Origin of the sequence: Roseibium sp. FZY0029 (assembly GCF_036350355.1) — a bacterium.
Taxonomy (GTDB): Bacteria; Pseudomonadota; Alphaproteobacteria; order Rhizobiales; family Stappiaceae; genus Roseibium.
In genome coordinates this window covers 477,353-504,011 of record NZ_JAZDVZ010000001.1, presented here as the reverse complement: position 1 = coordinate 504,011, position 26,659 = coordinate 477,353, and the positions used below count along the sequence as shown (strand labels likewise).

The 26,659-nt window shown below is 59.4% G+C and carries 24 protein-coding genes; 16 read left to right on the top strand and 8 right to left on the bottom strand.

What is annotated here, in order from left to right; translation table 11 throughout:
• The 3 genes from V1T76_RS02295 to V1T76_RS02285 form a co-directional block, all read right to left on the bottom strand.
• On the bottom strand, positions 1 to 651 hold the full coding sequence (locus tag V1T76_RS02295; RefSeq protein ID WP_330559000.1) for a ribonuclease HII: 651 nt from the start codon (positions 649 to 651) through the stop codon (positions 1 to 3).
• Positions 652 to 696: 45 nt separating this feature from the next.
• Positions 697 to 1,809 (bottom strand): PA0069 family radical SAM protein, encoded by a 1,113-nt coding sequence (locus tag V1T76_RS02290; protein ID WP_330559406.1) that lies wholly within the window; start codon positions 1,807 to 1,809, stop codon positions 697 to 699.
• A gap of 156 nt (positions 1,810 to 1,965) precedes the next feature.
• Complete coding sequence (locus V1T76_RS02285) at positions 1,966 to 2,859, bottom strand: substrate-binding periplasmic protein (protein ID WP_330558999.1); 894 nt, start codon at positions 2,857 to 2,859, stop codon at positions 1,966 to 1,968.
• Between the two features lie 317 nt (positions 2,860 to 3,176).
• Here V1T76_RS02285 and V1T76_RS02280 point away from each other — a divergent pair, with 317 nt between their 5' ends.
• A complete protein-coding gene (locus tag V1T76_RS02280) occupies positions 3,177 to 3,872 on the top strand; it encodes a glycosyltransferase (protein WP_330558998.1) in 696 nt (231 codons plus the stop codon).
• A gap of 48 nt (positions 3,873 to 3,920) precedes the next feature.
• Here the strand turns inward: V1T76_RS02280 and moaB are convergent, their stop codons facing one another.
• Positions 3,921 to 4,478 carry a molybdenum cofactor biosynthesis protein B gene (gene moaB, locus V1T76_RS02275; RefSeq protein ID WP_330558997.1) on the bottom strand — a complete coding sequence of 186 codons (558 nt, stop codon included), beginning with the start codon at positions 4,476 to 4,478 and terminating at the stop codon, positions 3,921 to 3,923.
• A 187-nt stretch (positions 4,479 to 4,665) separates the two neighbouring features.
• Between moaB and V1T76_RS02270 the strand changes: the two genes are divergently transcribed.
• From V1T76_RS02270 to V1T76_RS02245, 6 genes are all read left to right on the top strand, one after another.
• A complete protein-coding gene (locus V1T76_RS02270; protein ID WP_330558996.1) occupies positions 4,666 to 5,892 on the top strand; it encodes an aminotransferase-like domain-containing protein in 1,227 nt (408 codons plus the stop codon).
• Between the two features lie 27 nt (positions 5,893 to 5,919).
• Positions 5,920 to 6,576 carry a ceramidase domain-containing protein gene (locus V1T76_RS02265; RefSeq protein WP_330558995.1) on the top strand — a complete coding sequence of 219 codons (657 nt, stop codon included), beginning with the start codon at positions 5,920 to 5,922 and terminating at the stop codon, positions 6,574 to 6,576.
• A 107-nt stretch (positions 6,577 to 6,683) separates the two neighbouring features.
• Complete coding sequence (locus tag V1T76_RS02260; protein ID WP_330558994.1) at positions 6,684 to 8,978, top strand: NADP-dependent malic enzyme; 2,295 nt, start codon at positions 6,684 to 6,686, stop codon at positions 8,976 to 8,978.
• Positions 8,979 to 9,061: 83 nt separating this feature from the next.
• On the top strand, positions 9,062 to 9,409 hold the full coding sequence (locus V1T76_RS02255) for a chorismate mutase (RefSeq protein WP_330558993.1): 348 nt from the start codon (positions 9,062 to 9,064) through the stop codon (positions 9,407 to 9,409).
• A gap of 71 nt (positions 9,410 to 9,480) precedes the next feature.
• The gene (locus V1T76_RS02250) at positions 9,481 to 10,605 is read left to right on the top strand and encodes a PQQ-dependent sugar dehydrogenase (protein ID WP_442970071.1); all 1,125 of its coding nucleotides are present in this window, start codon (positions 9,481 to 9,483) and stop codon (positions 10,603 to 10,605) included.
• Between the two features lie 333 nt (positions 10,606 to 10,938).
• On the top strand, positions 10,939 to 12,264 hold the full coding sequence (locus V1T76_RS02245; RefSeq protein WP_330558992.1) for a DEAD/DEAH box helicase: 1,326 nt from the start codon (positions 10,939 to 10,941) through the stop codon (positions 12,262 to 12,264).
• A gap of 779 nt (positions 12,265 to 13,043) precedes the next feature.
• On the opposite strand, the gene V1T76_RS02240 is transcribed toward V1T76_RS02245, so the two are convergent.
• A complete protein-coding gene (locus V1T76_RS02240; RefSeq protein ID WP_330558991.1) occupies positions 13,044 to 13,259 on the bottom strand; it encodes a hypothetical protein in 216 nt (71 codons plus the stop codon).
• A gap of 193 nt (positions 13,260 to 13,452) precedes the next feature.
• Complete coding sequence (locus V1T76_RS02235) at positions 13,453 to 15,129, bottom strand: electron transfer flavoprotein-ubiquinone oxidoreductase (RefSeq protein ID WP_330558990.1); 1,677 nt, start codon at positions 15,127 to 15,129, stop codon at positions 13,453 to 13,455.
• 379 nt (positions 15,130 to 15,508) lie between these two features.
• On the opposite strand from V1T76_RS02235, the gene V1T76_RS02230 reads away from it, so the two are divergent.
• The 4 genes from V1T76_RS02230 to V1T76_RS02215 all read left to right on the top strand — a co-directional run bounded on the left by V1T76_RS02230 (position 15,509) and on the right by V1T76_RS02215 (position 18,435).
• Positions 15,509 to 16,471 (top strand): uracil-DNA glycosylase, encoded by a 963-nt coding sequence (locus V1T76_RS02230; RefSeq protein WP_330559404.1) that lies wholly within the window; start codon positions 15,509 to 15,511, stop codon positions 16,469 to 16,471.
• 152 nt (positions 16,472 to 16,623) lie between these two features.
• A complete protein-coding gene (locus V1T76_RS02225) occupies positions 16,624 to 17,226 on the top strand; it encodes a PilZ domain-containing protein (RefSeq protein ID WP_330558989.1) in 603 nt (200 codons plus the stop codon).
• Positions 17,227 to 17,344: 118 nt separating this feature from the next.
• The gene (locus tag V1T76_RS02220) at positions 17,345 to 18,202 is read left to right on the top strand and encodes a S49 family peptidase (RefSeq protein WP_330558988.1); all 858 of its coding nucleotides are present in this window, start codon (positions 17,345 to 17,347) and stop codon (positions 18,200 to 18,202) included.
• Positions 18,203 to 18,249: 47 nt separating this feature from the next.
• Positions 18,250 to 18,435, top strand: a complete 186-nt coding sequence (locus V1T76_RS02215) for a hypothetical protein (protein ID WP_006935813.1) — start codon at positions 18,250 to 18,252, stop codon at positions 18,433 to 18,435.
• 54 nt (positions 18,436 to 18,489) lie between these two features.
• Here V1T76_RS02215 and V1T76_RS02210 read toward each other — a convergent pair whose 3' ends face one another.
• Positions 18,490 to 19,881 (bottom strand): MATE family efflux transporter, encoded by a 1,392-nt coding sequence (locus tag V1T76_RS02210; RefSeq protein ID WP_330558987.1) that lies wholly within the window; start codon positions 19,879 to 19,881, stop codon positions 18,490 to 18,492.
• Between the two features lie 316 nt (positions 19,882 to 20,197).
• Here V1T76_RS02210 and V1T76_RS02205 point away from each other — a divergent pair, with 316 nt between their 5' ends.
• Positions 20,198 to 21,139 (top strand): glycine--tRNA ligase subunit alpha, encoded by a 942-nt coding sequence (locus tag V1T76_RS02205; RefSeq protein WP_006935822.1) that lies wholly within the window; start codon positions 20,198 to 20,200, stop codon positions 21,137 to 21,139.
• A gap of 392 nt (positions 21,140 to 21,531) precedes the next feature.
• Entirely contained in the window at positions 21,532 to 22,209 is a 678-nt protein-coding gene (locus tag V1T76_RS02200; protein ID WP_330558986.1) for an OmpW/AlkL family protein, read from the top strand.
• 83 nt (positions 22,210 to 22,292) lie between these two features.
• Here the strand turns inward: V1T76_RS02200 and V1T76_RS02195 are convergent, their stop codons facing one another.
• Positions 22,293 to 22,658 carry a hypothetical protein gene (locus V1T76_RS02195; protein WP_330558985.1) on the bottom strand — a complete coding sequence of 122 codons (366 nt, stop codon included), beginning with the start codon at positions 22,656 to 22,658 and terminating at the stop codon, positions 22,293 to 22,295.
• 158 nt (positions 22,659 to 22,816) lie between these two features.
• Here V1T76_RS02195 and V1T76_RS02190 point away from each other — a divergent pair, with 158 nt between their 5' ends.
• The 3 genes from V1T76_RS02190 (at position 22,817) to gltS (ending at position 26,639) form a co-directional block, all read left to right on the top strand.
• Complete coding sequence (locus tag V1T76_RS02190) at positions 22,817 to 23,377, top strand: LemA family protein (protein ID WP_330558984.1); 561 nt, start codon at positions 22,817 to 22,819, stop codon at positions 23,375 to 23,377.
• 10 nt (positions 23,378 to 23,387) lie between these two features.
• Entirely contained in the window at positions 23,388 to 25,334 is a 1,947-nt protein-coding gene (locus V1T76_RS02185; RefSeq protein ID WP_330558983.1) for a DUF2207 domain-containing protein, read from the top strand.
• An 84-nt stretch (positions 25,335 to 25,418) separates the two neighbouring features.
• Positions 25,419 to 26,639, top strand: a complete 1,221-nt coding sequence (gene gltS / locus V1T76_RS02180; protein WP_330558982.1) for a sodium/glutamate symporter — start codon at positions 25,419 to 25,421, stop codon at positions 26,637 to 26,639.
• Positions 26,640 to 26,659: the final 20 nt, after the last annotated feature.

Here is a 26,659-nt window from a genome sequence, read left to right as displayed (position 1 = left end):
TCACGAGCCGGCTGCCAGCCTGACCGGTTTGAAGCTCATGCGATGGTGAACCGTCGGGCCGTGGCGGACCAGAGCCAACTGATGCTGCGGCACGCCATATCCCTTGTGCTGGGCAAACCCGTAGTCCGGAAAACGGGCGTCCAGGTGAACCATCATCCGGTCCCTTGTGACCTTGGCGACGATAGAGGCTGCCGCTACGCACAGGCAGCGCCCATCGCCCTTGATCAGCGCCTGTCCGGCCTGTTTCAGCCCCGGCGGCACGTCACGGCCATCGACCAGAACGTAATCGGGAACGAGGGGCAGGTGATTGACGGCCCGCACCATGGCCGTCAGGGTCGCGGTGCGAATGTTCAAAGCATCGATGGTTGCCGGTGACGCGCTGGCGAGCGAAACATGGGCCGTCGCAACAATCTGTTCAAAGAGCTCTTCTCGCCGGGCCTCGGTCAGCTTCTTTGAATCGTTGAGGCCGTCGGGCAGCCGGTCATAGTCAAGGATGACGGCGGCGGTTACGACAGGCCCGGCCCAGGGACCACGGCCCGCTTCATCGACCCCGCAAAGCCGCCCGTCGAACGCAGCAGCGTGATTGCGTTCAACGGCAAGATCCGGGCTATCGGGAAAGGCAAGGTCGAAGAGGGAAGGGCTGAACGTCATGATATGCACCCTGCCGCCAGCCCACCCGTTTCTCAAGATGTTGCGTCAAAAGAGATCCAATTGCACACCGCCTTTTTGCGGTTGGACGAAGGCTTCCGTATTCAGTTTCTTCCGCCGGAGATTGAGACCCAGCCGTTTCGCTGCAAGGGAGAAGCGTTTGGCAATCTGGTCGGCATAAGGGCCGCGCCCGCGCATGCGTTCGCCCCATTTGGCATCATAGTCCTTGCCGCCACGCATGGACCGGATCAGGTTCATGACATGGCGATAGCGGTCCGGACGCGCGCGCAGCAGCCAGTCGCGAAACAGTTCCGATACTTCCAGCGGCAGCCGCAGCAGGATATAGGCGACCTCCGTCGCGCCATGTTCGGCCGCAGCTTCCAGCACGTTTTCAATCTCGTTGTCTGTCAGGGCAGGGATCACCGGCGCCATCATGACGGACGTCGGAATTCCGGCTTGCGACAGCGCCCGCACAGCCTCAAGCCGCTTGTGCGGCGCAGAGGCGCGCGGTTCCATCGCACGGCAAAGTTTCTTGTCGAGCGTCGTGACCGAAAGGCCGACCTTCACCAGGTTTCGCTCCGCCAGCCTCGACAATATGTCGATATCGCGCGTCACCAGTGCCGACTTGGTGACGATGGCGACCGGGTGGGAGCAATTGTCCAGAACCTCCAGGATCTCACGCATCAGCTTGTAGCCGCGTTCCATCGGCTGGTAGGGGTCTGTGTTGGTTCCAATGGCAATTACGCGCGGCTGGTAGCCGGGCCGGGACAGTTCACGCTCCAGAAGCTGTGCGGCGTTGGGTTTGGCAAACAGTCTGGTTTCGAAATCCAGCCCCGGCGACAGCCCCATGAATGCGTGGCTTGGCCGGGCGAAACAGTAGATGCACCCGTGCTCGCAGCCCCGGTAGGGATTGATCGAGCGGTCGAAGGAAATATCAGGCGATTCGTTCCGGGAAATGATCGTCCGCGCACGCTCCTCCTGCACCTGTGTTTTCAGCGGCGGCAGGTCTTCAAGGCTTTCCCAGCCATCATCGAAACATTCCCGCGACAGTTTTTCGAACCGGCCGGACACATTGAGCGCGGCCGCGCGCCCCCGACGTCTGTGCTCGGCGATGGAGCGGACATCGGGCAGGGGACCGGTTGCATCGGCTGCAAGGGAAATCTCATCGGGAGGGCTGACGGGCACGCGTTAAGGTCCAGGTTACGGGTTGGAACATAACGGGAACATTATCACGGTGCCGACGCGATGCAAGGTGGCGTTTTCACCCAGCGTGGTTCGGGCTTCAAAAGATGGTGGACTGTTGGTCTGCCGAGAACCTCAGGAGCCGCTACGGTGATTTCCGCCCGGGCGGCGGCCAAGGTATTTCACCAGGATAGCGTCCAGCGTGCCGTCTGTCTGCATTTCGCGAATGGTGGCGTCATAACGCTTCGGCAGGGTTTCAATCTCCGGAAAGGTCGAGGCTTTGGCGAAGACGTTGTAGTAGGGCTTGGTGATGAGCGGCAGAGGCAAGGTGGCCAGTTTGGCCAGACGTCCTGCCTTTTTTTCCTCGTAGAGCGTGCTGATCGTGTTCATAGGAACCGCATCAACACGTTTGGCCAGAAGCATGCCGATCTGCAGTTTGTTGCTGGCAATTGTCTGGAAATTGAGACCTGAGGCGAGAAACTCCGGCGTATAGGAAAAGTCCTGGGTGATGCCGATCTGCAGTCCCTTCAGATCGTTATAGGATTCGAATTGTATTGAACCTGCGTCTTCCGCGCGGATGAAAAAGCTCCAGCTTATGTCGATGTAACTTTCCTGCGGATAGACGAGATACTCCATCCTGTCCGGTTTCTTGGAAAACAAGAGCAGCATATCCGCGCGCCCGGCACGCGCTTCCTGTTGAATGCGGGTTCCGGAGTCGACAAATGCCAGCGAATAGGAAAGCCCGAGGCGGCGCATGACCTCATCGAGAACCTCCACGTCGATGCCTTTGGAAACCCCGTTTTCGACGAACTTGTAAGGCTCTTCAGGCGTCGCCAGCACCACGAGATCGCGCGCCGACGCTGTCGCAACCTGTGAAGCCAGCGCCAGAACAAATCCGGCAAATCCCGCAAGAATTCGTTTCGGGAACCATGCCAGGCGATTTTGGCCGGAGGCTGGCTGTTGATCAGGTGTCGTCATAGCGCCTGTTGCTTGTGTGGTGATCGGGCAGAGCGGCTTCAGCTTTGGCATGCTCTCTTAAAATACCATGAAATCCAGTTCTGTCTTTCGCTGGAACGGGTTAAATTTTCAAAACCCGGCAAATGGATAGCGCGTACTGGCATGGCGAAGCAACTTTTCGAAGCGAGCTGATCTATTCGGCACAGGTACTGGCGCAGCATTCACCAGGCCTTTTATTTCCTTGCGACCAAAGTAGACATCACCTCGTTCGATATTGGGTGACGCTACGGGTCCGATTATTGAACTTTGTTAAGAAACGGAACAAAAAACAGCGTCTGCTTCGTTAGTTGCGCTCGCACTTTGAAAAAAATCATGTAAGACTTGAGATCATGATTAGCGTGATTATTGCGACACGAAATTCCGAAACTGAACTCGTTCACGCGCTTTCGGCCCTTGTGCCGGCGGCCGCTGAAGGTGTTGTCCGTGAAGTCATCGTGGTCGATGGCGGATCGTCGGATAACACCGAGAAAGTTGCCGACGCGGCCGGATGTGTCTGGATCAATCGCAGCGCTGCCTCCCGCAGCGAGCGCCTGGCCTATGGCGCCTCAACGGCAAGCCGGGGAGACTGGCTGCTGTTTCTGCGCCCGGAAACACTTCTGGAAAGCGGCTGGCATCACGAAGCCCAGGCCTTTGTCGAGCGGGCGGCGCGTGCGCCCAATGGCCCGCGGACAGCGGCCAGCTTCCGCCTTCGGTATGAAGCCTTCGGGCTCAGCGCCCGGTTGAGCGAGTCCTTCGCGGCCTTGCGGTCGCAACTCCTTGGCATGCCCTACGGCAACCAGGGCCTGCTTATTTCCCGGCAATTTTACCAGAAGCTCGGCGGTTATCGGCCGTTGCCCGAATTGGAAGATCTCGATATCGCGAAGCGGATCGGGCGCGGGCGGATGGTGTTCCTGCGGGCCGCTGCCGTTTCCTCCGGAGAGCCTGAGCGCGAAGGGCTTGTCTCACGGTTTCGTCAGGCCTTTGCGCGCTTCTGCGTCGGCACTCTGCGCATTCCGGCAAGCGTTGCCGTCAAGCTGCACGGCTAGCGCTGGCGCGCGGCGCCCTCGGGCACGTCCTTGACCGTCAACCGAGGATCACGCTTCGCGCAACTTGCCGCGCTTCAGGTGCTCGTCAAGCCGGGGCATGATTTCCACGAAATTGCAGGGCATGTGACGATAGTCCAGCTGCCATTTCAGAATACCGTCCCAGGCATCCTTGCAGGCGCCGGGAGAGCCGGGCAGCACGAAGATATAGGTCGCCCCGGCGACGCCGCCGGTTGCGCGGGACTGGATCGTCGAGGTGCCGATCTTGTCGTAGGAGATCCGGTGAAAGACCTCCGAAAAACCGTCCATGCGTTTTTCGAACAAAGGCTCCATGGCTTCCGGTGTCACGTCCCGTCCCGTAAAGCCGGTGCCACCGGTCGAGACGATCACATCAACGCCCTTGTCTTCGATCCAGCCTTTCACGACTGCCTGAATGGCGGGAACGTCATCAGTGACGATCTGCCTGTCCGCGAGCACATGTCCTGCCTTTTCGATCCGCTCCACCAGCGTGTTGCCGGACCGGTCTTCCTCCAGCTTGCGCGTGTCTGAAACCGTCAGCACGGCAATGTTGAGCGGAATGAATGGGCGGCTTTCATCGAGACGTTGCATGGCGAACTCCTTTGCTCTCCAGACATAGGCGATAGCCGCACCAGCTTCCAGAGGCAGCAAGCAAACTGTAGCGGCAAATTGATATTGAAATAAAATTACAAAAAATAACAAGATTGAGACACTTGCAAAAAAGTTAGGTCAGTATTATTGACTTAAATAACCAATCCAAAAATGTAACGAGCCAACGATGACAACCTGGGAAAGCCTCTACGCCCGACGCGCCAACCGCATGCGTGCCTCGGAAATCCGTGAACTCCTGAAATTGCTGGACCAGCCGGACGTGATCAACTTCGCTGGCGGTATTCCTGACCAGGCGCTTTTTCCCGCCGAAGCCTTCAAGGAGGCCTATCAGGAAATCCTGGCGGGTGACGGTGCGGGCCGCGCCCTGCAATACGGCATGAGCGAGGGCAGCGCCCGCCTGCGCAACTGGATCGTCAACCACATGCGCCGCCTTGGCGTCGAGTGCGGGCCAGAAAATATTCTCGTCACCTCCGGATCTCAGCAGGGGCTCGATTACATCGGCAAACTGTTCCTGACGGAAGGCGATACCGCGCTGGTGCAGTGGCCGACCTATCTGGGCGCATTGCAGGCTTTCAATGCCTATGAGCCCGGTTACGACCGGCTTGACCCTGGAGCCAACCGCCCTGCGGAAGATTATTCGGCAACCGCGCGCGGAAAAGGTGGACGGATCAAGTTCGCTTACCTTTCTCCCGATTTCGCCAACCCCACGGGCCTGACGGTGGATCTGGCCGAGCGACAACGCCTGCTGGCACTGGCCGGAGAACTCTCCTGTGCAGTCATCGAGGATTCGCCCTATGAGGCGCTGCGCTACGACGGTGAAGCGCTGCCGCCAATGCTGGCGCTTGATTGCGAAGCGTCGGGCGGCATCAACAACACCCGTACGCTGTACTGCGGCAGCTTTTCCAAGTCGCTTTCGCCGGGATTGCGCCTCGGCTGGATCTGTGCGGCGGCTGACGTCATCTCCAGGCTGGTTCTGATCAAGCAGGCGAGTGACCTGAATTCGCCGGTGCTCAACCAGGAAGCCATGGCCCGGGTCGCCGAAAATGTCTTTGAAGTGCATACGGCAAAGACGAATGCGGTCTACAAGTCCCGGCGCGATGCAATGCTGGCCGCGCTTGAGCGGCACATGCCGACTGGTGTCAGCTGGACCCGCCCGGAAGGGGGCATGTTCATTTGGATGACCCTGCCCGAAGGGATGGATGCCGCCGCGCTGCTGGAAACCTCCATCGAAACGGTGCGGGTTGCCTTCGTGCCGGGCCGCGCTTTCCATCCGGACGGGACCGGTGCAAACACCCTGCGGCTCAGCTTTTCCTGCAACGACTATCATAAAATCGAAGAAGGTATTTCAAGGCTTGGCCGCTTGATTACGGAAACTGTCACGTCCAAGTTGTAAGTCCTTCGAAGGAAGAAGCAGGGGCGGGTGTTGGAGCCGATGGCGCTGACCGACAGGCTGGACAATTATTGTGAGCGGATTGGGCCGGAGTTCTGGTCCGAGCCGCTCAACGCGCTCACCAATGCGGCTTTCCTGATTGCGGCTATTGCCGGCTATATAATCTGGCGCCGAAAGACGCCGGACGATCTCCTTGCGCTGGTTCTGATCGGCATCGTGTTCGTGACGGGCGTCGGGTCGTTCCTGTTCCACACCTTTGCAACAAGATGGGCGAGCCTTGCGGATGTCATTCCGATTGCTCTGTTCATCCATGTCTATCTTTATGCGGCGCTGAACCGGTTTCTGGGACTGCCCTGGTGGCTGGCGCTCGGCGTCGTGATCGCGTTTTTTGCCGCAACCCCCTTCGCCGGGCAGGCGGTCGCCCCCCTGGTCGGCTCATCTGCTGGTTACGTGCCTGCGCTGTTGGCGATATTCGTTGTCGGGGGGCTGTTTGTCGTCAGGAACGCCCCTCTCGGGCGCGAGGTGCTGCTGACCGGTGTCATCTTTGCCGTGTCGCTGACATTCCGGACGCTGGATGGCCCGATTTGCGACCGGCTTGCAATCGGCACGCATTTCCTGTGGCATATCCTGAACGGGCTCGTGCTGTTCTTGCTATTACGGGTTCTCATCAGGCAACGTGCCGGTTAAATCACACAGAGTATTCACGAAATTGCAGATCATCGTCGCGTACAGAGCGGACGGCTTTGCGACACAACAAAATAACCTTAGGGAATAGGCAGGAGACAGGCACCGTCATGAGCGACAGCAACAAGTCCGGAAGTGATCTGACAGAAGCGGCCCTGTTCTATCACGAGCATCCGCGCCCCGGTAAACTGGAGATCCAGGCGATCAAGCCCCTGGGCAACCAGCGCGATCTTGCGCTGGCCTATTCACCCGGTGTCGCCGCGCCTTGTCTTGCGATTGCCGACAATCCGGCGCTCGCCGCCAATTACACCTCGCGCGGCAATCTGGTTGCGGTCATCTCCAACGGCACGGCGGTGCTCGGTCTTGGCAACATTGGCCCGCTGGCGTCCAAGCCTGTGATGGAAGGCAAGGCGGTCCTCTTCAAGAAATTTGCCGGTATCGACGTTTTCGATATCGAGGTGGCGCAGACCGACGTTGCAAAATTCGTCGATGCGGTGGCGGTTCTGGAGCCGACCTTCGGTGGCATCAACCTGGAGGACATCAAGGCACCCGAATGCTTCATGATTGAATCGAAGCTCCGGGAACGAATGAACATTCCGGTCTTCCACGACGATCAGCACGGCACGGCGATCATCGTCGGGGCCGCTGTGCGCAACGGTCTGGACCTTGCGGGCAAGAAGATCGAGGAAGCCAAGATCGTTGCCTCCGGTGCGGGCGCGGCGGCGCTTGCCTGTCTCAACATGCTGGTCTCGCTCGGCGCGAAGCGGGAAAACATCTGGGTCACCGATATTGAAGGCGTCGTCTATGAAGGCCGTGAGGCCCTGATGGACGAGTGGAAGGCGGTCTTTGCCCAGAAGACGGATCTCAGGTCGCTCGATCAGGTGATCGATGGCGCCGATGTCTTCCTGGGCCTGTCCGCCGCCGGTGTCCTGAAGCCGAGCATGGTGGAGAAGATGGGCAAGGGCCCGCTGATCCTGGCACTGGCCAACCCCAACCCGGAAATCATGCCGGAAGACGCCAAGGCCGCCCGTGATGACGTTGTCATGTGTACCGGCCGGTCCGACTATCCGAACCAGGTCAACAACGTCCTGTGCTTCCCCTATATTTTCCGGGGCGCGCTTGATGTCGGTGCAACCACCATCAATGAGGAAATGAAGCGGGCGGCTGTTGAGGCGATCGCGGGCCTTGCCCGCGAGGAACCGTCCGACGTGGCGGCGCGGGCTTATGGCGGCAAGACCGAAACCTTCGGTCCGAACTATCTGATCCCGTCCCCCTTCGATCAGCGCCTCATCCTGCGCATTGCACCGGCCGTTGCCAAGGCGGCCATGGCAACCGGGGTCGCCACGCGCCCGATCGAGGATTTCACCGCGTATCTGGACCGGCTCAACCGTTTCGTCTTCCGGTCCGGCCTGATCATGAAGCCGATCATCCAGAACGCCAGCAAGGACCCGAAGCGGATCATCTATGCGGAGGGCGAGGACGAGCGTGTCCTGCGGGCGGCACAGGTTCTGATCGAGGACAATATCGCCAAGCCGATCCTGGTTGGCCGTCCGGACGTTCTGCAGCAGCGCTGCGAACGGTTCGGCCTTCGCATCCGTCCGGACGTCGATTTCGAATTCATCAACCCGCAGGACGATCCGCGCTACCGCGACTATGTCGATGAATATTTCGAGTGTGTCGGCCGCAAGGGCATGCCGCCCAATGCGGCACGGACGGTCGTTCGAACCAACACTACCGTGATTTCGGCGCTTGCGGTGCGCCGCGGTGATGCCGATGCGGTCATCTGCGGCCTTGAAGGACGGTTTATCCGGCACCTGCGCGACATCAAGCAGGTCATCGGCGTTTGTGAATCCGCCAGGGATCTGTCGGCCATGTCGCTGCTGATCAACTCGCAAGGGGCGGTCTTCCTGTCCGACACGTTTGTTACGGAAGACCCGACAGCGGAAGAGATCTGCGAAATGGCAAGTCTCGCCGCCGAGGAAATTCGGCGCTTCGGCATCGAACCGAAAATCGCCCTGCTGTCGCTGTCCAACTTCGGCTCCCGCGACACGGCATCCTCGCGCAAGATGCGTGAAGCGCTGGAAATGATCTGGAAGCGCTATCCGGAGCTGGAAGTCGACGGCGAAATGCACGGCGACAGCGCCCTCAGCGTCGAATTGCGTGAACGGGTGATGCCGGGCAGCAAGCTGAAGGGGGAGGCCAACCTGTTGCTGTTCCCGAACCTGGATGCGGCCAACATCGCCCATAACCTGTTGAAGGTTTCGACGCAGGCGCTTCATGTCGGTCCCATTCTGCTGGGCACCGCCAAGCCTGCGCATATCCTGACACCGTCGGTGACCTCCCGTGGTGTCGTGAACATGTCGGCGCTTGCCAGCGTCGAGGGGCAAACCCGGTCTGCCGGCTAATCCCGGCTTGAAAGAGCGCTTGCTTCTGATCCAGGCGGACCGGCACCTCCGGTCCGCCTTTCTATTTTGGAAAACAGACTACAATGACCCGATTGAAACAGCCCGCCGACTGCGTCAGCAAGACGGACATCCGGTCCGCCATCGATGCGCTTGACGAGGAACTCTTGCAGCTCTTTGCCCGCCGCCAGGGATATGTCCGGCGCATGGCGGAACTGAAACAGCACCCGGATGAGGCCTTTGACCACCAGCGGATTGAAACCATGGTCGCGGCCCTGAAAGGCCGGGCCGAGGAGCTGGGTCTGGAAGGTGCGCAGGCGGAAGCGGTCTGGCGGACATTGATCGACTGGAATGTTGCCTATGAAAAGCGCGCAATTGCCGCCCGGCTCGAGGCTTTGCGAGACATGCCGTCGAAACCGGGATCTGATTTTTAGCCCCTTACCGGGTTTCCCTGACGGATCGATCACCTACCTAGTAGCGGATATGGATCGTCCGTGGAGCCCTCATGACACTGAAATTGCCTCTTCTTCCGGGTTTGGCCGCAATGGCCGCGGCGCTTGTTCTGCCGCTCGCCCCTGCCGCAGTGGCACAATCCAGCCTTCAGCTCGAAACCGTCAGCGCCGGCCTGTCCTATCCCTGGAGCGTCGCCTTTCTGCCGGACAAAGGTTATCTGGTGACGGAGCGCGACGGCACGGTAAAGCACATTGATCCCTCCGGCAGGCAAAGCGAAGTTGGCGGTGCGCCGGAAGTGTTTGCGCAAGGGCAGGGCGGCTTGCTGGATATTGCCCTCAGTCCGGATTTCGCCTCGGACCGCACGGTGTTCCTGACCTATTCCCAAGGCTCGCCCGCTGGTGCCGGCACGTCCCTGTTCCGGGCAAGGCTATCCAATGCCTTTGAAGGCGGCTTTGTTCTGGAAGACGGGCAGACCATCTTCTCTGGCAACAACAAGTCCTACGGTGGCCGCCACTTCGGATCGCGCCTTGCCTTTGCTCCAGACGGCACCTTGTTCATGACAGTTGGCGAACGCGGAGATGGCGAGCGCGCGCAGGACACATCGGACCACGCCGGCTCGGTACTGCGCCTGACGCGGGACGGGCAACCAGCACCCGGCAATCCCTTCATCGGCCGGGACGACGCCAAACCGGAAATCTGGTCCTACGGTCATCGAAACCCGCAGAGCGCTGCGATCCACCCTGAGACCGGAGTCCTCTGGACCGTCGAACACGGTGCCCGCGGCGGTGATGAGATCAACATTCCCGAAGCTGGAAAGAACTATGGCTGGCCGGTGATTTCCTATGGCCGTCATTACTCGGGGTCCAAGATAGGCGAAGGAACTTCGAAAGACGGCATGGAACAGCCGATACACTATTGGGATCCATCCATTGCACCGTCCGGCATGGCCTTTGTCACCAGCGATCTCTATCCGGAATGGAAAGGCGATCTCCTGGTCGGCGCTCTGGCCGGGCAGCATCTCGCCCGGGTTGACCTGCAGGACGGCAAGGTGGTTGGCGAGGAAAAGCTGCTGACGGATCTGGGCGAGCGGATCCGGGACGTCCGGCAGGGGCCAGACGGTTACATCTATGTCCTGACTGACAGCGATGACGGCCGCCTGCTTCGCCTGAAACCGTGAGATCAGCCGAACTTTTTGAGCTAAAAGAGCTTTTCTGGCTTCTTTGCTTGACATTGCGGCCTATCCCGCCGATATACCGCAGTGCAACCGCTGCCGCGTGAGCAGAGAGTGCGCCCCGCACAGGAACACAGTCCTGGCGGGCAGTCGCAAGAGGGTTGCCACTTCAAGAACCCAATGAGGGGTTCAACCAGTTCCCATTTCACGCGAGGGTCTGGCGGTAAAGAGACCGAGCAGCGATGGCTGCCGGCTGTACCGCACTCCAACTTCAAGTCGCACTGTCATCGACGTGCGGCTGAACAAGCGTTTGTTTTCGCTTGAACCAAGGATTTTATATTGACCGACTTTCAAAGCCTGGGACTCTCCAACGGCCTCGTAACTGCCGTTTCCGAGAATGGCTATGACGCTCCGACGCCGATCCAGCAGAAGGCCATTCCGTTGATTCTGGAAGGCCGGGACCTGATGGGTCTGGCGCAGACCGGAACGGGCAAAACGGCGGCTTTCGGCCTGCCGCTGATCGACCGGCTTCTGATGGAGAAGAAGAAAGCTGCCCCGAAGGGCACACGGGCGCTGATTCTGGCGCCGACGCGCGAACTGGTAAACCAGATCGCCAAGAACCTGATTTCCTTTCTGAAACACACCCCGCTTCGGGTTTCCTCTGTCGTGGGCGGTGTTTCCATCAACGGGCAGATCAAGCGCCTCTCCAAGGGAACCGACATTCTGGTGGCGACACCGGGCCGGTTGCTCGACCTGGTCGACCGCGAAGCGATCGATCTGCGTACGGCCTCCTATCTGGTCCTCGATGAAGCCGACCAGATGCTTGATCTCGGCTTCATCCACGCCCTGCGCCGGATTGCAGGCCTGGTGGCCGACAAGCGCCAGACGCTGCTGTTCTCCGCCACCATGCCGAAACAGATCAACGAACTGGCTCAGTCCTATCTGCGCAATCCGGAGCGGGTTGAAGTCGCCCCGGCCGGAAAGACCGCCGACAAGGTTACCCAGTCGGTTCATTTCATGGACAAGAACTCGAAAGGCGATTTCCTCGTCGATCAGCTTCGCGACAAGCCGGACGGGCTTTCGCTGGTGTTCTGCCGTACCAAGCACGGCGCCGAGCGGCTGATGCGCAAGCTTTCGCATTCTGGCATTTCCGCTGGCTCGATCCACGGAAACAAGAGCCAGAACCAGCGCGACCGGGCAATCAAGGAGCTGCGGGAAGGCACCATCAACGTGCTTGTGGCAACGGATGTCGCGGCCCGCGGTATCGACATTCCGGGTGTCAGCCACGTTTATAACTTTGAGCTGCCGGAAGTGGCCGAAGCCTATGTCCACCGGATTGGCCGTACGGCTCGTGCCGGCGCGGAAGGCGAGGCAATTGCCCTGTGTGCTCCCGAAGAAATCGGCCTTTTCCGTCAGATTGAAAAGCTGATCGGTATCGAGATTACAGTAGCTGGCGGTGAAATTCCGCCGATGTCCGCAGCGTCCGGTCGCGCCAAGCGCGGCGGAAGCAACCGGAACGGCGGAAGCAACCGGAACGGAGGCGGCAAGCCGGCCGGCAAGAAGCCGTTCCGCAAGCAGTCCTCTTCCGGTGCGAATGACAACGCGTCCGAAAGTCGCCGGCCTCCGCGCCGCCGTCGTCAGAACACGCGCAGAGACGCCGCCTGAGGCTGTCAGGCTCACGTCTCAGTCATGTGAACTGGAAAGAAGTTGCACCGGGAAGTGGCCTTCCCGGTGCCGAACCTTGTGGTCGATGGGTTTCAGAACTGCTTTGACAGCACTGAATGAATTTGGTGGATGAACCGCAAGATCAGAGCCAGCACCGCCGCAGTCTGGCAAAGTCCCTGCTTACCTCCTGTCCACAAGGTATCCAGCCACTCTCGCAGCTCGATCTCTGTAATTAGTCGGGAAAACCGCGGGAAGTCCGCGAAGAACTTGCTAGAAGTCGCCAAGATCTTGGCGAACTGCTACAAATTTGCCCCGTTGAAGTAAAAGTAAATTAACATTCACGAGACTGCAATCACAACCGGTTCCGCGTGTTTCGGTGTGTGGAAAAAAAATTTTCATAACTAATTCATTTACTTAAAGCGGATTTTCTGCCTTGAGCTCTGGTTTGGGCGACAACCTCAGGTCGAAGATGTCGTTGCCCGTTTCGAAGAAATGCTTAGATTTCAAAGAATTGGCCATTTCATTTTCTTTATCTATCATCGTATAGAAAAAATTTATGGCGCCCCTCTGCGAGAGTGTGCTGACTATCACCTTGTTTGTAAATGATAAATCGGGTCGACCTTCTCTCGACAAATATCGCGATGCGATCATCATTTTTCAGGTCGTTTGCGCGAAGGCCAGGCTTGGCTCCTTCTGAGTTGATCCGTGTGATCAATTTTTGACCAGTTGGTATAGTTTTGTCTTTTGGAGCCATAACAAGTTCTTATTCGCTGAATAATTCATTTGACCTTGCCGTAGGGTGAGTTTATCCCGGCGCCATCAAGGTTTTGGTTAACGAATTTAAGTGAATCGAAACCGGAAAAAATCCAGATCTTCTCTGGGATAAAGTGCACGCTGGCTCCATCGGGACCAACGACCCCATAAAGAATAGCCCGTATTGAATACGGGTACGAACTTGTGGCGCGGGAAAATCGCGGCAGCAAGCCGAGCAGCATGACTGCCCGGTCCTGTTACCGTGTTTGACAACCGCAACAGGCTGGACCCCCACAAATGCCAGCCTGATTACGACCCATCGGCCGCAAGACTGCAGCACCGGAAAGGTTTCCTTTCCGGTGCTGTCCGTTTTTCCAGAAACGAAAAAAGCCACGAGTTTCCCCGTGGCTTTCAAGAATTGAAGGTCTGCCGAACTTACATGTTCGGATAGTTCGGGCCACCGGAGCCTTCCGGAACCGTCCAGGTGATGTTGCCGTTCGGATCCTTGATGTCGCAGGTCTTGCAGTGGACGCAGTTCTGCGAATTGATCTGGAACCGCGGCGCATCTTCGCCTTCCTCGATCCACTCGTAAACGCCCGCCGGGCAGTAGCGGCTGGACGGGCCGGCATAGACGTCGTGTTCCGAACGCTTCTGCAGCGCCTCGTCTTTCACCTTCAGATGGATCGGCTGATCCTCTTCGTGGTTGGTGTTGGAGAGGAACACGGATGTCAGCTTGTCGAAGGAAATGACACCATCCGGCTTCGGATAGTCGATCTTCTTGCAGTCCTTGGCCGGCTTCAGCGTGTCGGCGTCCTTCTTGCCGTGTTTCATCGTGCCGAAGAAGGAGAAGCCGAACAGTTCGTTGGTCCACATGTCGAGCCCGCCGAGGGCAACGCCGATAGCGGTGCCGAATTTCGACCATAGCGGCTTGGCATTGCGCACGCGCCACAGATCCTTGCCGATCGGGCTTTCGCGCCAGGCCGTGTCGTAGTTGCCGAGTTCGTTGTGTGCCTCACCACGGCCGATTGCCGCCATGACTTCCTCAGCTGCCAGCATGCCGGACAGCATCGCGTTGTGAGAGCCCTTGATGCGCGGCACGTTGACGAAGCCTGCCGAACACCCCATGAGCAGGCCGCCGGGGAAGGAGAGCTTCGGTACGGACTGGTAGCCGCCTTCGGTGATGGCACGGGCACCATAGGAAATGCGCTTGCCGCCTTCAAAGGTGTCGCGAATGGCCGGATGGGTCTTGAACCGCTGGAATTCCTCGAAAGGGGACAGCCAGGGGTTTTCGTAGTTGAGATGGACGACGAAGCCGACGGCCACCTGATTGTCTTCCAGGTGGTAGAGGAACGAACCGCCGCCTGTCTTGCTGTCCAGCGGCCAGCCGAAGGAATGCTGCACAAGGCCGAGCCGGTGTTTTTCCGGGTCGATCTGCCACAATTCCTTGATGCCGATGCCGAACTTCGGAAAATCACTGTTCTTGTCGAGATCGAATTTCTCGATGAGCTGCTTGGCAAGAGAGCCGCGCGCGCCTTCGCCGATCAATGTGTATTTGCCGCGCAGTTCCATGCCGCGGGTGAACATGGCGTTGGGTTCGCCATCCCGGCCGATACCCATGTCACCAGTTGCAACCCCAACCACGTTGCCGTTGTCGTCATAGAGGATTTCGGCAGCAGCAAAGCCCGGGTAGATTTCAACGCCGAGCGCTTCTGCCTTCTCGGCGAGCCAGCGGCAGACGTTGCCGAGCGAAACGATGTAGTTGCCGTGGTTGTTCATGAGTTTCGGCATGAACATGTTCGGCAGACGCATTGAGCCTGCCGGCCCCAGCACGAGAAAATGGTCGTCGGTGACCGCCGTCTTGATCGGCGTGTCTTCTTCGCGCCATTCCGGAAGCAGCTTGTCGAGGGCGATCGGGTCGATCACGGCGCCGGAGAGAATATGCGCGCCGACTTCAGACCCTTTCTCCAATACAACGACGCTCAGCTCCTCGCCCTTGTCATTGGCGATCTGTTTCAGCCGGATCGCGGCTGCCAGGCCTGCGGGCCCGGCGCCGACGATCACGACATCCACATCCATGCTCTCGCGTTCGCCAAGCGCTTCTTGTTCGCTCATCTTTTTCTCCCTCCGCCCAAAGGGCAACTTCTGCGCCGCAAGGTGCTCGATTCAGTGAGACAGCGTCTCGATAACGGCTGATATCCAACTGTCAGAGCAACTTAACCGCGTTCGTTCGCAACCAGCGCTCCTTAGCCCTTACCGCCTATTTGCCTTATTTTGCAGCGCAAAACACGACATTTTTCATAGGCAATTACGAAATCCGACCGCTGATCATCCTGTTGGGCCCCAGATAGACCAAAGCATGTGCGGGGCGTCAAGTGTCAGATTGACGCTTACGTAAACGGAAATAGAAAGTGTTTCGGTCTTCGATCGCATGTGCACAGCCTTTGGAAAACCGGACGTATTGAGCATGTGGTTCTGCTCCACGCTTGTAGAAATGTCCGGGGTCGCTAAACTCCGCGCCGGAGGCAGCCACTTGCAACAGATCCCGAACGACCCGAAACATCTCGAAGCCCTGCTGGATTTCTATGCGGGGTCGGGAGTCGACTGTTTTCTTCAGGATGATCCCGTCGATTGGGTGGCGCTTACGCGTGCACAGGCTGCGCAACGGGCGCAGGCCGGCTCTCAAGCGGCGAGCCCCGCGCAGGCACAGCAGCCCCGGCAACAGGCGCCTGCAAGCAACTTTCAGGGTCAGGCGGCAGCTCCGCCCGTTCCCGCTGCCCCTATCGCAGCTCAGATCGGTGCTATGCCTCCTGCAACCGTGGGCCAGGCGCCGGTGTTGCCCGACAGGGAAATCATCGCAGCGGCCCGCGATCTGGCGGCCTCTGCCCCGACGCTCGAAGAGCTGCGCAATTGCCTTAGCGCCTTCGAAGGCTGCAACCTGAAACTGACTGCCAAGAAACTTGTTTTTGCCGATGGCAATCCCGAGGCGAAGCTCATGTTCGTCGGCGAGGCGCCTGGACGTGACGAGGACTTGCAGGGCCTGCCTTTTGTCGGCCGCTCCGGCCAGTTGCTGGACAGGATGCTGGCGGCCATCGGTCTGGACCGCTCCTCGGCCTATATCGCTAACGTGGTGCCCTGGAGGCCGCCGGGCAACCGGACGCCGACCCCGCAGGAAACCGAAATCTGCAAGCCGTTCATCTTGCGCCAGATCGAACTGGTCAATCCGGATGTGCTCGTCTTTCTAGGGGCTGCGTCCGCCAAGACCCTTCTCGGCGTTCAGGACGGCATTCGCAAGATGCGCGGGCGCTGGATGACCTACCCTTGTAAGGGGCGGGAAATCTCGGCAATTGCCACCTATCACCCGGCCTACCTCCTGCGCAGCCCGCTTGAAAAACGCCTGTCCTGGCGGGATTTTCTGGCGATCAAGCAGAAGCTTGGTGAAAAGGCGGCCGATTGATCCGCCTGCAGTTTGGTGCAGAGCGACCGTGCTGAAAAAGCCGTGAGGGCCCATCTTTCCGCGAGCTAAAGTGACCCTTCGTCAAATAGGGATCGGTCTGCAGATTCTGGGCTGGGATGTGCTATCCTGCCTGAGGTCTGAACAATCTGGTCATGACGATGGATGCAGACAAATGCATTTCGGCGCTTGTCGTCGATTTGGCGGACATGTCCTGTTTCGAAGCTACCGCCTACGATCTCACGGAGAAGGGCTGCTGGATCGCGTCCGACAAGGTTGACCTCCTGAAAGAGGAGGTCGGTTTGCGTCTGGCCGGTTTCGACAAGCTGGTGCGCGGGACGGTGATTGCCTATGGCGACCAGCAAGCCCAGATTTCCTTTCAGGTCGAGCATCAGCAACAAGGCGATAAACGCGGCGAGATCCGGCGCCAGGTCTGGATCACGGCCATCGTCTGCGGAAAGACCAACCCGGTGACGATGAAATGCCGCATCGTTGATGCCAGCAGGTCCGGCTGCCGGCTGGAGGGCGACAGGCTGGACCGTCTGCCCGATGATATCGAAGTCTCCATTCCCGGTCTCGATCTGCCCATCAGCGCGAGGATTGTCTGGCGCAAGAACAACGAGGCCGGCATCAAGCTCAACTGGCCGTTCGAACCGGCACCAAAACCCAAGCCGGAAGACGTGCTGGAGCGCATGAAGGAAGAAGACGCAAAGCCGAAGCGCAAGGCGAAAAAGAAGATCAGCGCGTTCGGCGGGTGAGCAGGCATTCATGAGATAAAAGCCTGCGATGCGGTTTTGAGGGCCGAGAGCCTTTGAAAGTGGGCCCCGCGTACATATATCGGGAAGAGATTGTGAACTCTTTCAGGGCCTATTGCGCGTGATTTCATCCCTTCGCCGGTTTCTTCCCAAACGCTTTCGAAACGACAAGCCTGTTATCCCGGTCGTGCGCCTCAGTGGCGCAATTGGTGGCGGTGGCCCGCTGCGGTCTGGTCTGTCCCTGGCGACCGCGTCCATCCCCCTTGAAAAAGCCTTCTCGATGAAGAAAGCGCCGGCGGTGGCCCTGGTCATCAACTCGCCGGGTGGTTCACCCGTCCAGTCGCGGCTCATCTTCAAGCGGATACGTGACCTTGCGAAGGAAAACGAGAAGGACGTTCTGGTCTTCGTCGAGGATGTGGCTGCCAGCGGCGGCTACATGATTGCGCTCGCAGGCGACGAGATCTTTGTGGACCCGTCCTCCATCGTCGGCTCTATCGGTGTCGTCGCGGCAGGGTTCGGCTTCACCGAAATGATCAAGAAGATCGGTGTCGACCGGCGCGTCTATACCGCTGGTGAGAAGAAGGTGACGCTTGATCCCTTCCAGCCTGAAGTGCCCGAGGACATCGAATACATCAAAAGCCTGCAGGTTGAGATCCACGAGACCTTCATCGACATGGTGAAGTCGCGCCGGGGCGATGTGCTGGCAAACGATCCCGACCTTTTTTCGGGCAAGTTCTGGACCGGCCGCACCGGCGTTGAACTGGGGTTGGTCGATGCCATCGGCGACCTGCGCGGTGTGATCAAGGAACGGTTTGGTGACAAGGCCGAGCCGAAACTGATTTCCGCGCCCCGAGGGCTTCTTGGTCGCAAGGCTGGAGTTGGGGTTGGCCTGGGCAAGGGCCGGTTGCTGGAGGGCATCGGGGACGAATTGATTTCCTCCGTTGAAGAACGGGCAATGTGGATGCGCTACGGCCTTTAAAAAGGCACAATGCCTGTGTGAAAATCGGGTGAGCAAGGGGAAACGATATGACCGAACTGATAGGCGTGGCCGCATTGGCCGTGGGTGGCTACTGGATCGTGCAGCGCGTCAAGCGCAAGATGGCCGAGGTTGAAAACCAGATTTCCCGGGCCGCCGCCAAGGCCGATCCGAATGGCCGTGGCGCCAAACTGGTTCAGGATCCCGTCAGCGGCAAATACCGTCCGCAAGCTTGACGAAACGGCGGGCAATATGCCCGCCCGCCGTCACTATTCTTTCTTTCGCCAGCTTCATTTTGCCCGAACGGCCCGGAACAGGCCCCAGCGGGCCGAACTCCTGCGCGCGGTAACCGTTAGCAGCACCAGCGTCACCATAAGCAGCATCAACTCCGCCAATGGGCTGGACAGCCAGATGCCGCCTTCTCCGAAATAGGCCGGCATGACGAACACCAGCGGCAGGAAGAACGCATAAGGCTTGGCGAGGCTCAACAGCGCCGCCCGGCGGGCGTCCCCCAGCGCCTGAAAATAGGTCGCCACCATGAACAGCGGCCCCGCCACGAAATAGAGCGCCACCATCACCGGCAGGATCCGGCTGACGTCCGCCGCTACGCGAAGATCGTCGACAAAGGCGAAGCCGATCTCGTGCGAGAACAATGTCAGCACCAGTTCCGCAAGACCGCAGTAGACAAACGCCGTAACCAGTCCCATCCGCAGCGTATCGTCAGAGCGATGCCACAGGCCCGCGCCGGAATTGTTGCCGATCATGGTCTGCAGCGCCTGGGCAAGGCCCAGGAGCGGCAGATAGCAGAAGGTCATGATCCGGGTAATGATCCCGAAAGCGGCGACCGTTGCCTCATAGCCGCTGGCACCGGCCGATTGCAGGGCGGTGATGGTCGCAGCGGAGCCAAGAGCAATGCCTATGAAGCTGAGGCTCTGCGGTGCGCCGAGCGTCAGGATTGCGCGCCAGGAGGAGGTTAGCGGATGCCGCAGGAGAGCGGAGGGCGACAGCTCCGCTTTCCCGCTGAGCCGCAGGCCCAGCATGATCGTAAGCGCGAGAGCCTGCGCCAGCACGGTTCCGGCAGCACTGCCGGCAACGCCATAGTCGAAGACCGCGATCAGCAGATAATCGAAGACGATGTTGGCCAGCGAAACAAGCAGGCTGAAACCTGCCATCACGACGGCCAGGCCTTCGTTGCGCAGCGCATCCGCATTCACCGACAGCACGAACATCAGCGGTGAGAAGGCAACCGTGATGGCCAGATAGATATGGCTCATACCGGCAATCTCCGCCGAACCGTCGGCAGCGGCGAGCGTCAGGCTGTCGCCAAAGACGGCGAACAGCGTGATCACGATTGCTGCAATGGCAAGCGCCAGGCCGTGGGCACCGGCAAAAACCGCTTCGGCATCTTCCCCAAGGCCCGCTCCGAGCTTGCGGGCAAGCACACTGGACATGCCGCTGGCAACCAGTGTCGCCAATGCCGCCAGAAGCATATAGGCAGGAAACATCAGCGTGACAGCACTGAGGGCGTCCGGCCCGGCGAACAGGCCGAGAAAAATGGCGTCAACCACCGTGAGCAGCCCGTTCATGCTCATCACCAGAATGATGGGCAAGGCGGTTCTGGCCAGGGTCGGAAGGATTGGCCCATGCGTAAAGCTGTTGGGCCGGGATATGTCGGAAGACATTCCGTTCTCCATCAATGGGCATTTCGATCAGGAAGGAGGGGCTCGCATTGCCACCAGCGCGAAATGCGTGGGGAACAGAAAGTCTTGAAAACCAGAATTTCACCGTGACTGTCGTCCGCGAGCGGCTGGCATTCTGGAGCCGGTGCGAGGGATACCGTGGAGCAGCCGGTCGGTCAATCTGAAACAGCCAGGCCCGCTTCGCCTTGACCTTGCCCCGACATCGTGGCACCTGTCGCCCGAACCGGCGGTCTTAGAACGCCGGGCAGAGCCACATTCGCGGAACATCTTCATGTCGACTGAAACCCTGCCGGCGCACATGCGGCCGGAAAACTCCTTTCAAGGCCTGATCCTGACCCTGCAGCGCTACTGGGCCGACCAGGGCTGCGTTGTGCTTCAGCCTTATGACATGGAAGTGGGCGCCGGTACGTTCCACCCGGCCACCACGCTGCGTTCGCTCGGTCCGCGTCCGTGGCGGGCGGCCTATGTTCAGCCGTCGCGCCGGCCGACCGATGGACGCTATGGCGAGAACCCGAACCGCCTGCAGCACTACTACCAGTTCCAGGTGATCCTGAAGCCGTCTCCGGCGAACCTTCAGGAGCTCTATCTGAATTCGCTCTATGCCATTGGCCTCGATCCGAAGCTGCACGACATCCGCTTCGTGGAAGACGACTGGGAAAGCCCGACCCTGGGGGCCTGGGGGCTTGGCTGGGAATGCTGGTGCGATGGCATGGAAGTCTCGCAGTTCACCTATTTCCAGCAGGTGGCCGGCTTTGAATGCTCGCCCGTCTCTGGCGAACTGACCTATGGTCTGGAACGCTTGGCCATGTATATCCAGGGCGTCGATAACGTCTATGACCTCAACTACAACGGCATGGAAGGCGACGCCAAGGTCACCTATGGCGATGTCTTCCTGCAGGCCGAGCAGGAATACTCCCGGCACAATTTCGAGCACGCGGACACGGAAATGCTGTTCCGCCACTTCAAGGACGCGGAAGCCGAATGCCGTTCACTGCTGGAGGCTGGCGCCAAGGCGCGTGAAGCGGCCGGCGCCAACGTGCATCAGGTGGTGCTCCCGGCCTACGATCAGTGCATCAAGGCCAGCCATGCCTTCAACCTGCTGGATGCACGCGGTGTCATCTCCGTGACCGAACGCCAGAGCTACATCCTGCGGGTTCGCGAACTGGCCAAGGCCTGCGGTGCGGCCTTTCTGGAAACGGAAGCCGGCGGTGTCGGCTATCACAACCAGGCGGCCGGCTGAACGCATCTGCGGTCTGGCAAGCATTCCATCGCGCCTCTGCCATCTTCATGAACACCGGTCTGGGTTTGACCACCCGGCCGGTGGCGGCTCCTTTTTTTGAGCCGCCTGCTTCGGGGCCGTGCTGAGCATTTGCCTTGCTGGAAACCGGGACGCAGCTGGAGCCTCAGAAGGAACGCTGGTCAGGTCCCCGAAGCGCTCCGTATAGCCGATTTGCGAATTGGAATTATTATAAAAATCAATACTTTGGTGCAAAAATACAACTGTCTGAAAAAGGCCGTTGCGTAAGCTTTTCTCTCTGTCACCAAGATTTGATCCATCTCAATGTTTGCTCGTCTCCATGCGCCTAGGCCGAGGAGCAGCGTACTTCTGCGCGACGACTCATGGAGACTGAAATGGACAGGAAATGGAGCGGCCTTGCAGCCGCAGCCTTGGCGATGACGTGTGCCCAGCAGGCGGTTGCCGCCGATCTTGGAAGCAACGAGCCGCCGGCGGCGTTCGAGGTCGTCGCGCCCAAGAGCCCGTGGCAAATCCGTGTCCGTGCACTCGGTGTCATCACCCAGGACAGCGGCTCGGTCGACGGCATTTCCGGCTCCGACCTTTCCTACTCGGACACGGTGATTCCCGAACTCGACATTACCTACTTCTTCACTGACAACATTGCTGCGGAACTGATCCTCGGAACGACCTTCGCCAAGGTAAACGGTGAGGGAACGATATCGGCCCTGGGAGAAATCGGTGAGACCTGGCTGCTGCCACCCACCCTCACGCTGCAGTACCATTTCACCAACTTCGGCAAGTTCAAGCCCTACGTCGGTGCCGGTGTGAACTACACGATCTTCTATAATCAGTCTGGGAAGAATGCCCAGGACCTGAACATCGAGAACAGCTTTGGTGCGGCTGTACAGGCTGGTTTCGACTACATGATCGACGACCACTGGGGCGTGAACCTCGACGTGAAGAAGATCTTCCTGGAGCCCGACTACGACGTCACGGTCGCGGGCAACAAGTTGCACGGTACCGCGGAACTCAATCCGTGGCTCGTGGGTGCGGGTATCACGTACCGGTTCTGATCGAGGCACTTTGAAGTTTGGCAAATGATGCGGCGAACGAGCCGGGGCTGCTGTGCGGTCCCGGCTTTTTCGCGCTCGGTGCGTCACGCTCCCGGTTCGGCTTCCATGTCGCAGGGGATCTCCCGTTGCCCGATGTGGAGGGAGGCATGGGCAAAACGGCCGGAGAAGCGAAAACCGCCGCTTTCATAATGAAATCCTGACGCAGCTTTCCGTTCTTCCAGAAGCATATGCTGGTGCTCGTCAGCTTTTGTTTGCTCCAGCGGGCCATAAAGTGTCGCGGGACCAGGCTCATGCGGATTGACGACGACCGTAAAGGTCATATCCCCTGACGAGCAGACATACTGGTCTGCGAGCGACGCCGAGGCCTGCCGAAGGCCCGGAAGCGACCCGGCCAATACGGCCGTCACGGCCAGGGTTGCACGCGCGTGCCTGAAAACCATCCCGGACATATCCCTTCTCATCCAACCGAATGCGGATTCTGATGGCTTCGAACCGGAAACCTGTGTTCCAGATTACTGTTTGTCGTTTCATGACTGTCGGTAGAACTGATCCGGATGACAAGCCATTTGTCAGCGGTTAGCTTCCTCGGCAGATTTCGGAGGTTCATATGGTCTTTGCCTGGTTCATTCTTGCGCTGTTGATCGCACTCTCGCTGTTGGTGATCGTTCTTTACAACGCCCTGGTCCGCAAACGGCAGATGGTCGAGGAGGGCTGGAGCGGCATCGATGTGCAGCTCAAACGGCGGGCCAATCTCGTTCCCAACCTGGTCGAGACCGTGAAGGGCTATGCCTCGCACGAAAGAGAAGCGCTCGAAGCAGTGACCAGCATGCGTGCGCAGGTCTCGGCGGTGCCGAAGGATGACGTTGCCGCCCGCGCGAAAGCCGAAGGCGAACTCAGTCACGCGCTTGGCCGCTTGTTCGCGGTCGCGGAAGCCTATCCGGATCTGAAGGCCAGCCAGAACTTTTCCGACCTGCACAAGTCGCTCGACGAGATCGAAAACGCCATCCAGATGGCCCGCAGATACTACAACGGCGCTGTCAGGAACCTGAATGTCGCGGTCGAAAGTTTCCCCTCCAATTTGATTGCCACCCAGTTCAAGTTCGAAAAGGCCGAATACTTCGAAATCGAAGACGAGGCCGACCGCGCCGTGCCGAAGGTCCAGTTCTGAGGTGCGTGCGATGCTGAACCGGATTTTCGCCGGCGTTCTTGCGGCCTTCCTTCTCCTGGCCGCGGGCATTGGCGCACAGGCAGAAGAACGCATCCTGAAGTTCGTTTCCAATATCGACGTTGCGCGAGACGGCACGTTGACTGTCACGGAAACGATTACCGTGCGCGCGGAAGGCGATCAGATCAGGCGCGGCATTTTCCGCGACATTCCGCTTGCGGTGGAGGGGGCGAACGGGCGCATCTACAAGGCCGGGTTCAAGCTGCTCTCCGTGTTGCAAGACGGTGTTCCAGCGCCTTACCACACCAATGGCAACAGCCAGGGTATCCGGATCTACGTCGGGGACGAGAACACCTTTCTGGGGGCTGGCAATTACACCTACACCTTCAGCTACGAGACGGACCGGCAGATCCGCTTTTTTGAAGACCATGACGAGGTCTACTGGAACGTAACCGGCAACGAATGGATCTTCCCCGTCGATGAAGCCATTGCACGGGTTGTTCTTCCGCAGGGCGTGAAGGCCAGCGAATGGACGGCTTATACGGGTGGTTATGGCGAGACCGGCAACGCCTTTGAGGCGCAGAGTGTTCAAGACGGGTCTGAGGTGGTTTTCCGCACCACGGCGGTTCTGCCGCCCTACGAAGGCTTGTCGGTCAACGTCAGCCTGCCGAAGGGCGCGGTTACGCCGCCGTCTGAAGCCGACAAGCTGGAGTATTTCGTCAATGACTACAGATCGGAGCTAATCGGCACGGCAGGGCTGCTGCTGGTGCTCCTGTATTACTTCGCTGCCTGGTGGATGGTTGGACGCGATCCGGCTGAAGGCGTCGTTTTTCCGAGGTTCTCGCCTCCCGCCGGCATCTCGCCCGCCCTTGCGAAATACATAGACAGCCGGGGCTTCGGTGATGGCGGCTGGGTCGCGCTGTCGGCCGCCTGTCTCAACCTGGCGGTCAAGAAACGGTTGCGCCTTGAGGAAGAGGACGGCGACACGACCCTGGTGCTGAACCGGACGGGCCGGGAAGAGCATATTCCAGGGTTTGGACTTCCAAAGGGGGAGGCGGCGCTGGAGGAATGGCTGAACGGGCGGGGGAGCCCGTTGACGCTGAACAAGGCCAACGGCACATCGATCCAGGCTCTGGGCAGCAAGTTCAGGGCGGCGATCGAACGGGAAAGCCGGGACGTCTATTTCAGAACCAACAAACGGTATCTCATTCCCGGGTTCGTTCTGAGCCTCGTCACCATTGTCGCCCTTCTGGTCTTCGGCGGGGTGCAGCCCGGCCAGGAGGGGTTCGTCATCGTATTCCTGGTCTTTTCCGTCTTCGCGACCATCATTTCGGTCAATCTTGGCAAAGCCATTTTCCGCTTCGCCAGCATGAAACTGCGCATGGCGCTGATTTTCGTGGTCTTTGGCCTCGCCATTTCCGGAGCGGCCTTCGGGGCCTATCATGTGAATGGCGGCGTGGAGTCCCTGCCTGTTCTGCCGTTCATCGCCGTGGCGCTGGTCGCTCTCAACATCCTGTTCTTCTTCCTGATCAGTGCGCCGACGGCGCTCGGCCGTCAGGCTCTCGATGAGATCGAGGGATTGCGGATGTACCTGAGCGTGGCCGAAAAGGAACGGCTCAACATGGCGAAAGTGCCGGACATGAGCACCGGCCATTTTGAGCAGCTTCTGCCCTACGCCGTGGCGCTCGGTGTGGAAAAGCCATGGGCGAAGGCCTTCGAAGCCTGGCTGACCACCGCGGCAGGAGCGGCTGCGGCCGCCAGCTATCATCCCGGCTGGTACTCAGGCCGCCATTTTGATGCCCGGCATGTGTCTGACAGCCTTGGACAGACAGCAAGTTCCATGGCCGGGTCTTTCCGGTCGTCACTTCCCGCACCCAAGTCCTCCAGCTCCGGCTCCTCCGGCTCCTCGGGTGGCTTTTCCGGCGGCGGCGGTGGCGGAGGCGGTGGCGGCGGCTGGTAGACCGCGCGAAGGCGGGTAGCCCACGCCTTGCACTAGCTGCTTCGACCGGCATAGTGGATATGTCAGACAGGGGCGAGGATGCAGATGGCCGGCGAAACGATCACGCTAACGGAATTCGTCAGCTTCAATCTGGCCATCCTAGTCTATTTCCTGGGCGTGCGGCTGAACAGGAAGATCGCCCTTCTGGACAGGTTCAACATTCCAGAACCGGTGTCCGGCGGTCTGCTGGTGGCGCTGTTGTCACTTGGTGTTTATCTGACCTTTCGAACCGAAATCGGGTTCTCCCTGCAGTCGCGCGATTACCTGCTCTACTGTTTTTTCACCGCTATCGGCCTGAACGCCCGCTTTGCGGATCTGGCCAAGGGTGGCAAGCCGCTCTTGATCCTGCTGGTACTCACCGTCTGTTACATGCTGCTGCAAAATGCGGTTGGCACGGGGCTCGCGGCGGCGATGGGGCTGCCCACAGGCTTCGGCTTGCTCGGAGGCACCATCTCGCTGGTCGGTGGGCACGGCACGGCAATCGCCTGGGGCCCGAAGCTGGCATCTGATTACGGCGTTGCGGGCGCTGTCGAAATCGGGGCTGCAACGGCAACGCTCGGCTTGATCGCGGCCAGTCTTCTGGGGGGGCCGGTCGGCAAGTTTCTGATCGAAAAGCGGGGTGGCAAGCCCGACCCGAACCGCCCGGAAGAAGCCCCGATGATCGGCCTTGAGATGGATCGGGAAGTGGACGCAAGCGTGACGCATACCGGGCTGATGCGCTCGTTGCTGGTTCTCAACATCGCAATCGGTCTCGGCGTCGCGCTTCAGGAAGCCTTGAGCGCAGGCATAGGGCTGGATCTTCCAGTGTTCGTCTCCTGTCTCTTCTGCGGCATCCTGCTGTCCAACACCGTGCCGCTGGTCTTTCCGAAAATGACCTGGCCGGCCAGATCCAAGTCCCTGGCGGTCTTGTCCGACCTTGCCCTTGGCATCTTCCTGACGATGTCGCTCATGAGCCTGCAGCTCTGGACCATTGCGGGGCTTGCAGGTCCGATGCTGCTGATCCTCGTTACGCAGATCGGTGTTGCAGCCGCCTTCATCATCCTGGCGCTCTATCCGCTGATGGGCCGCAATTATAATGCTGCGGTGCTGGGGGCCGGTTTCGCCGGATTTGCACTGGGGGCGACACCGACCGCCATTGCCAACATGACCGCCATCACCAAACACTTCGGGCCGGCAACTCAGGCCTTCCTGATCCTGCCGCTCGTGTCAGCCTTCTTCGTGGATCTCGCCAATGCGGTCATCATCCTCCTGTTCCTGGGCGGATGAGAGGAGGGCAGAGGAGGGCT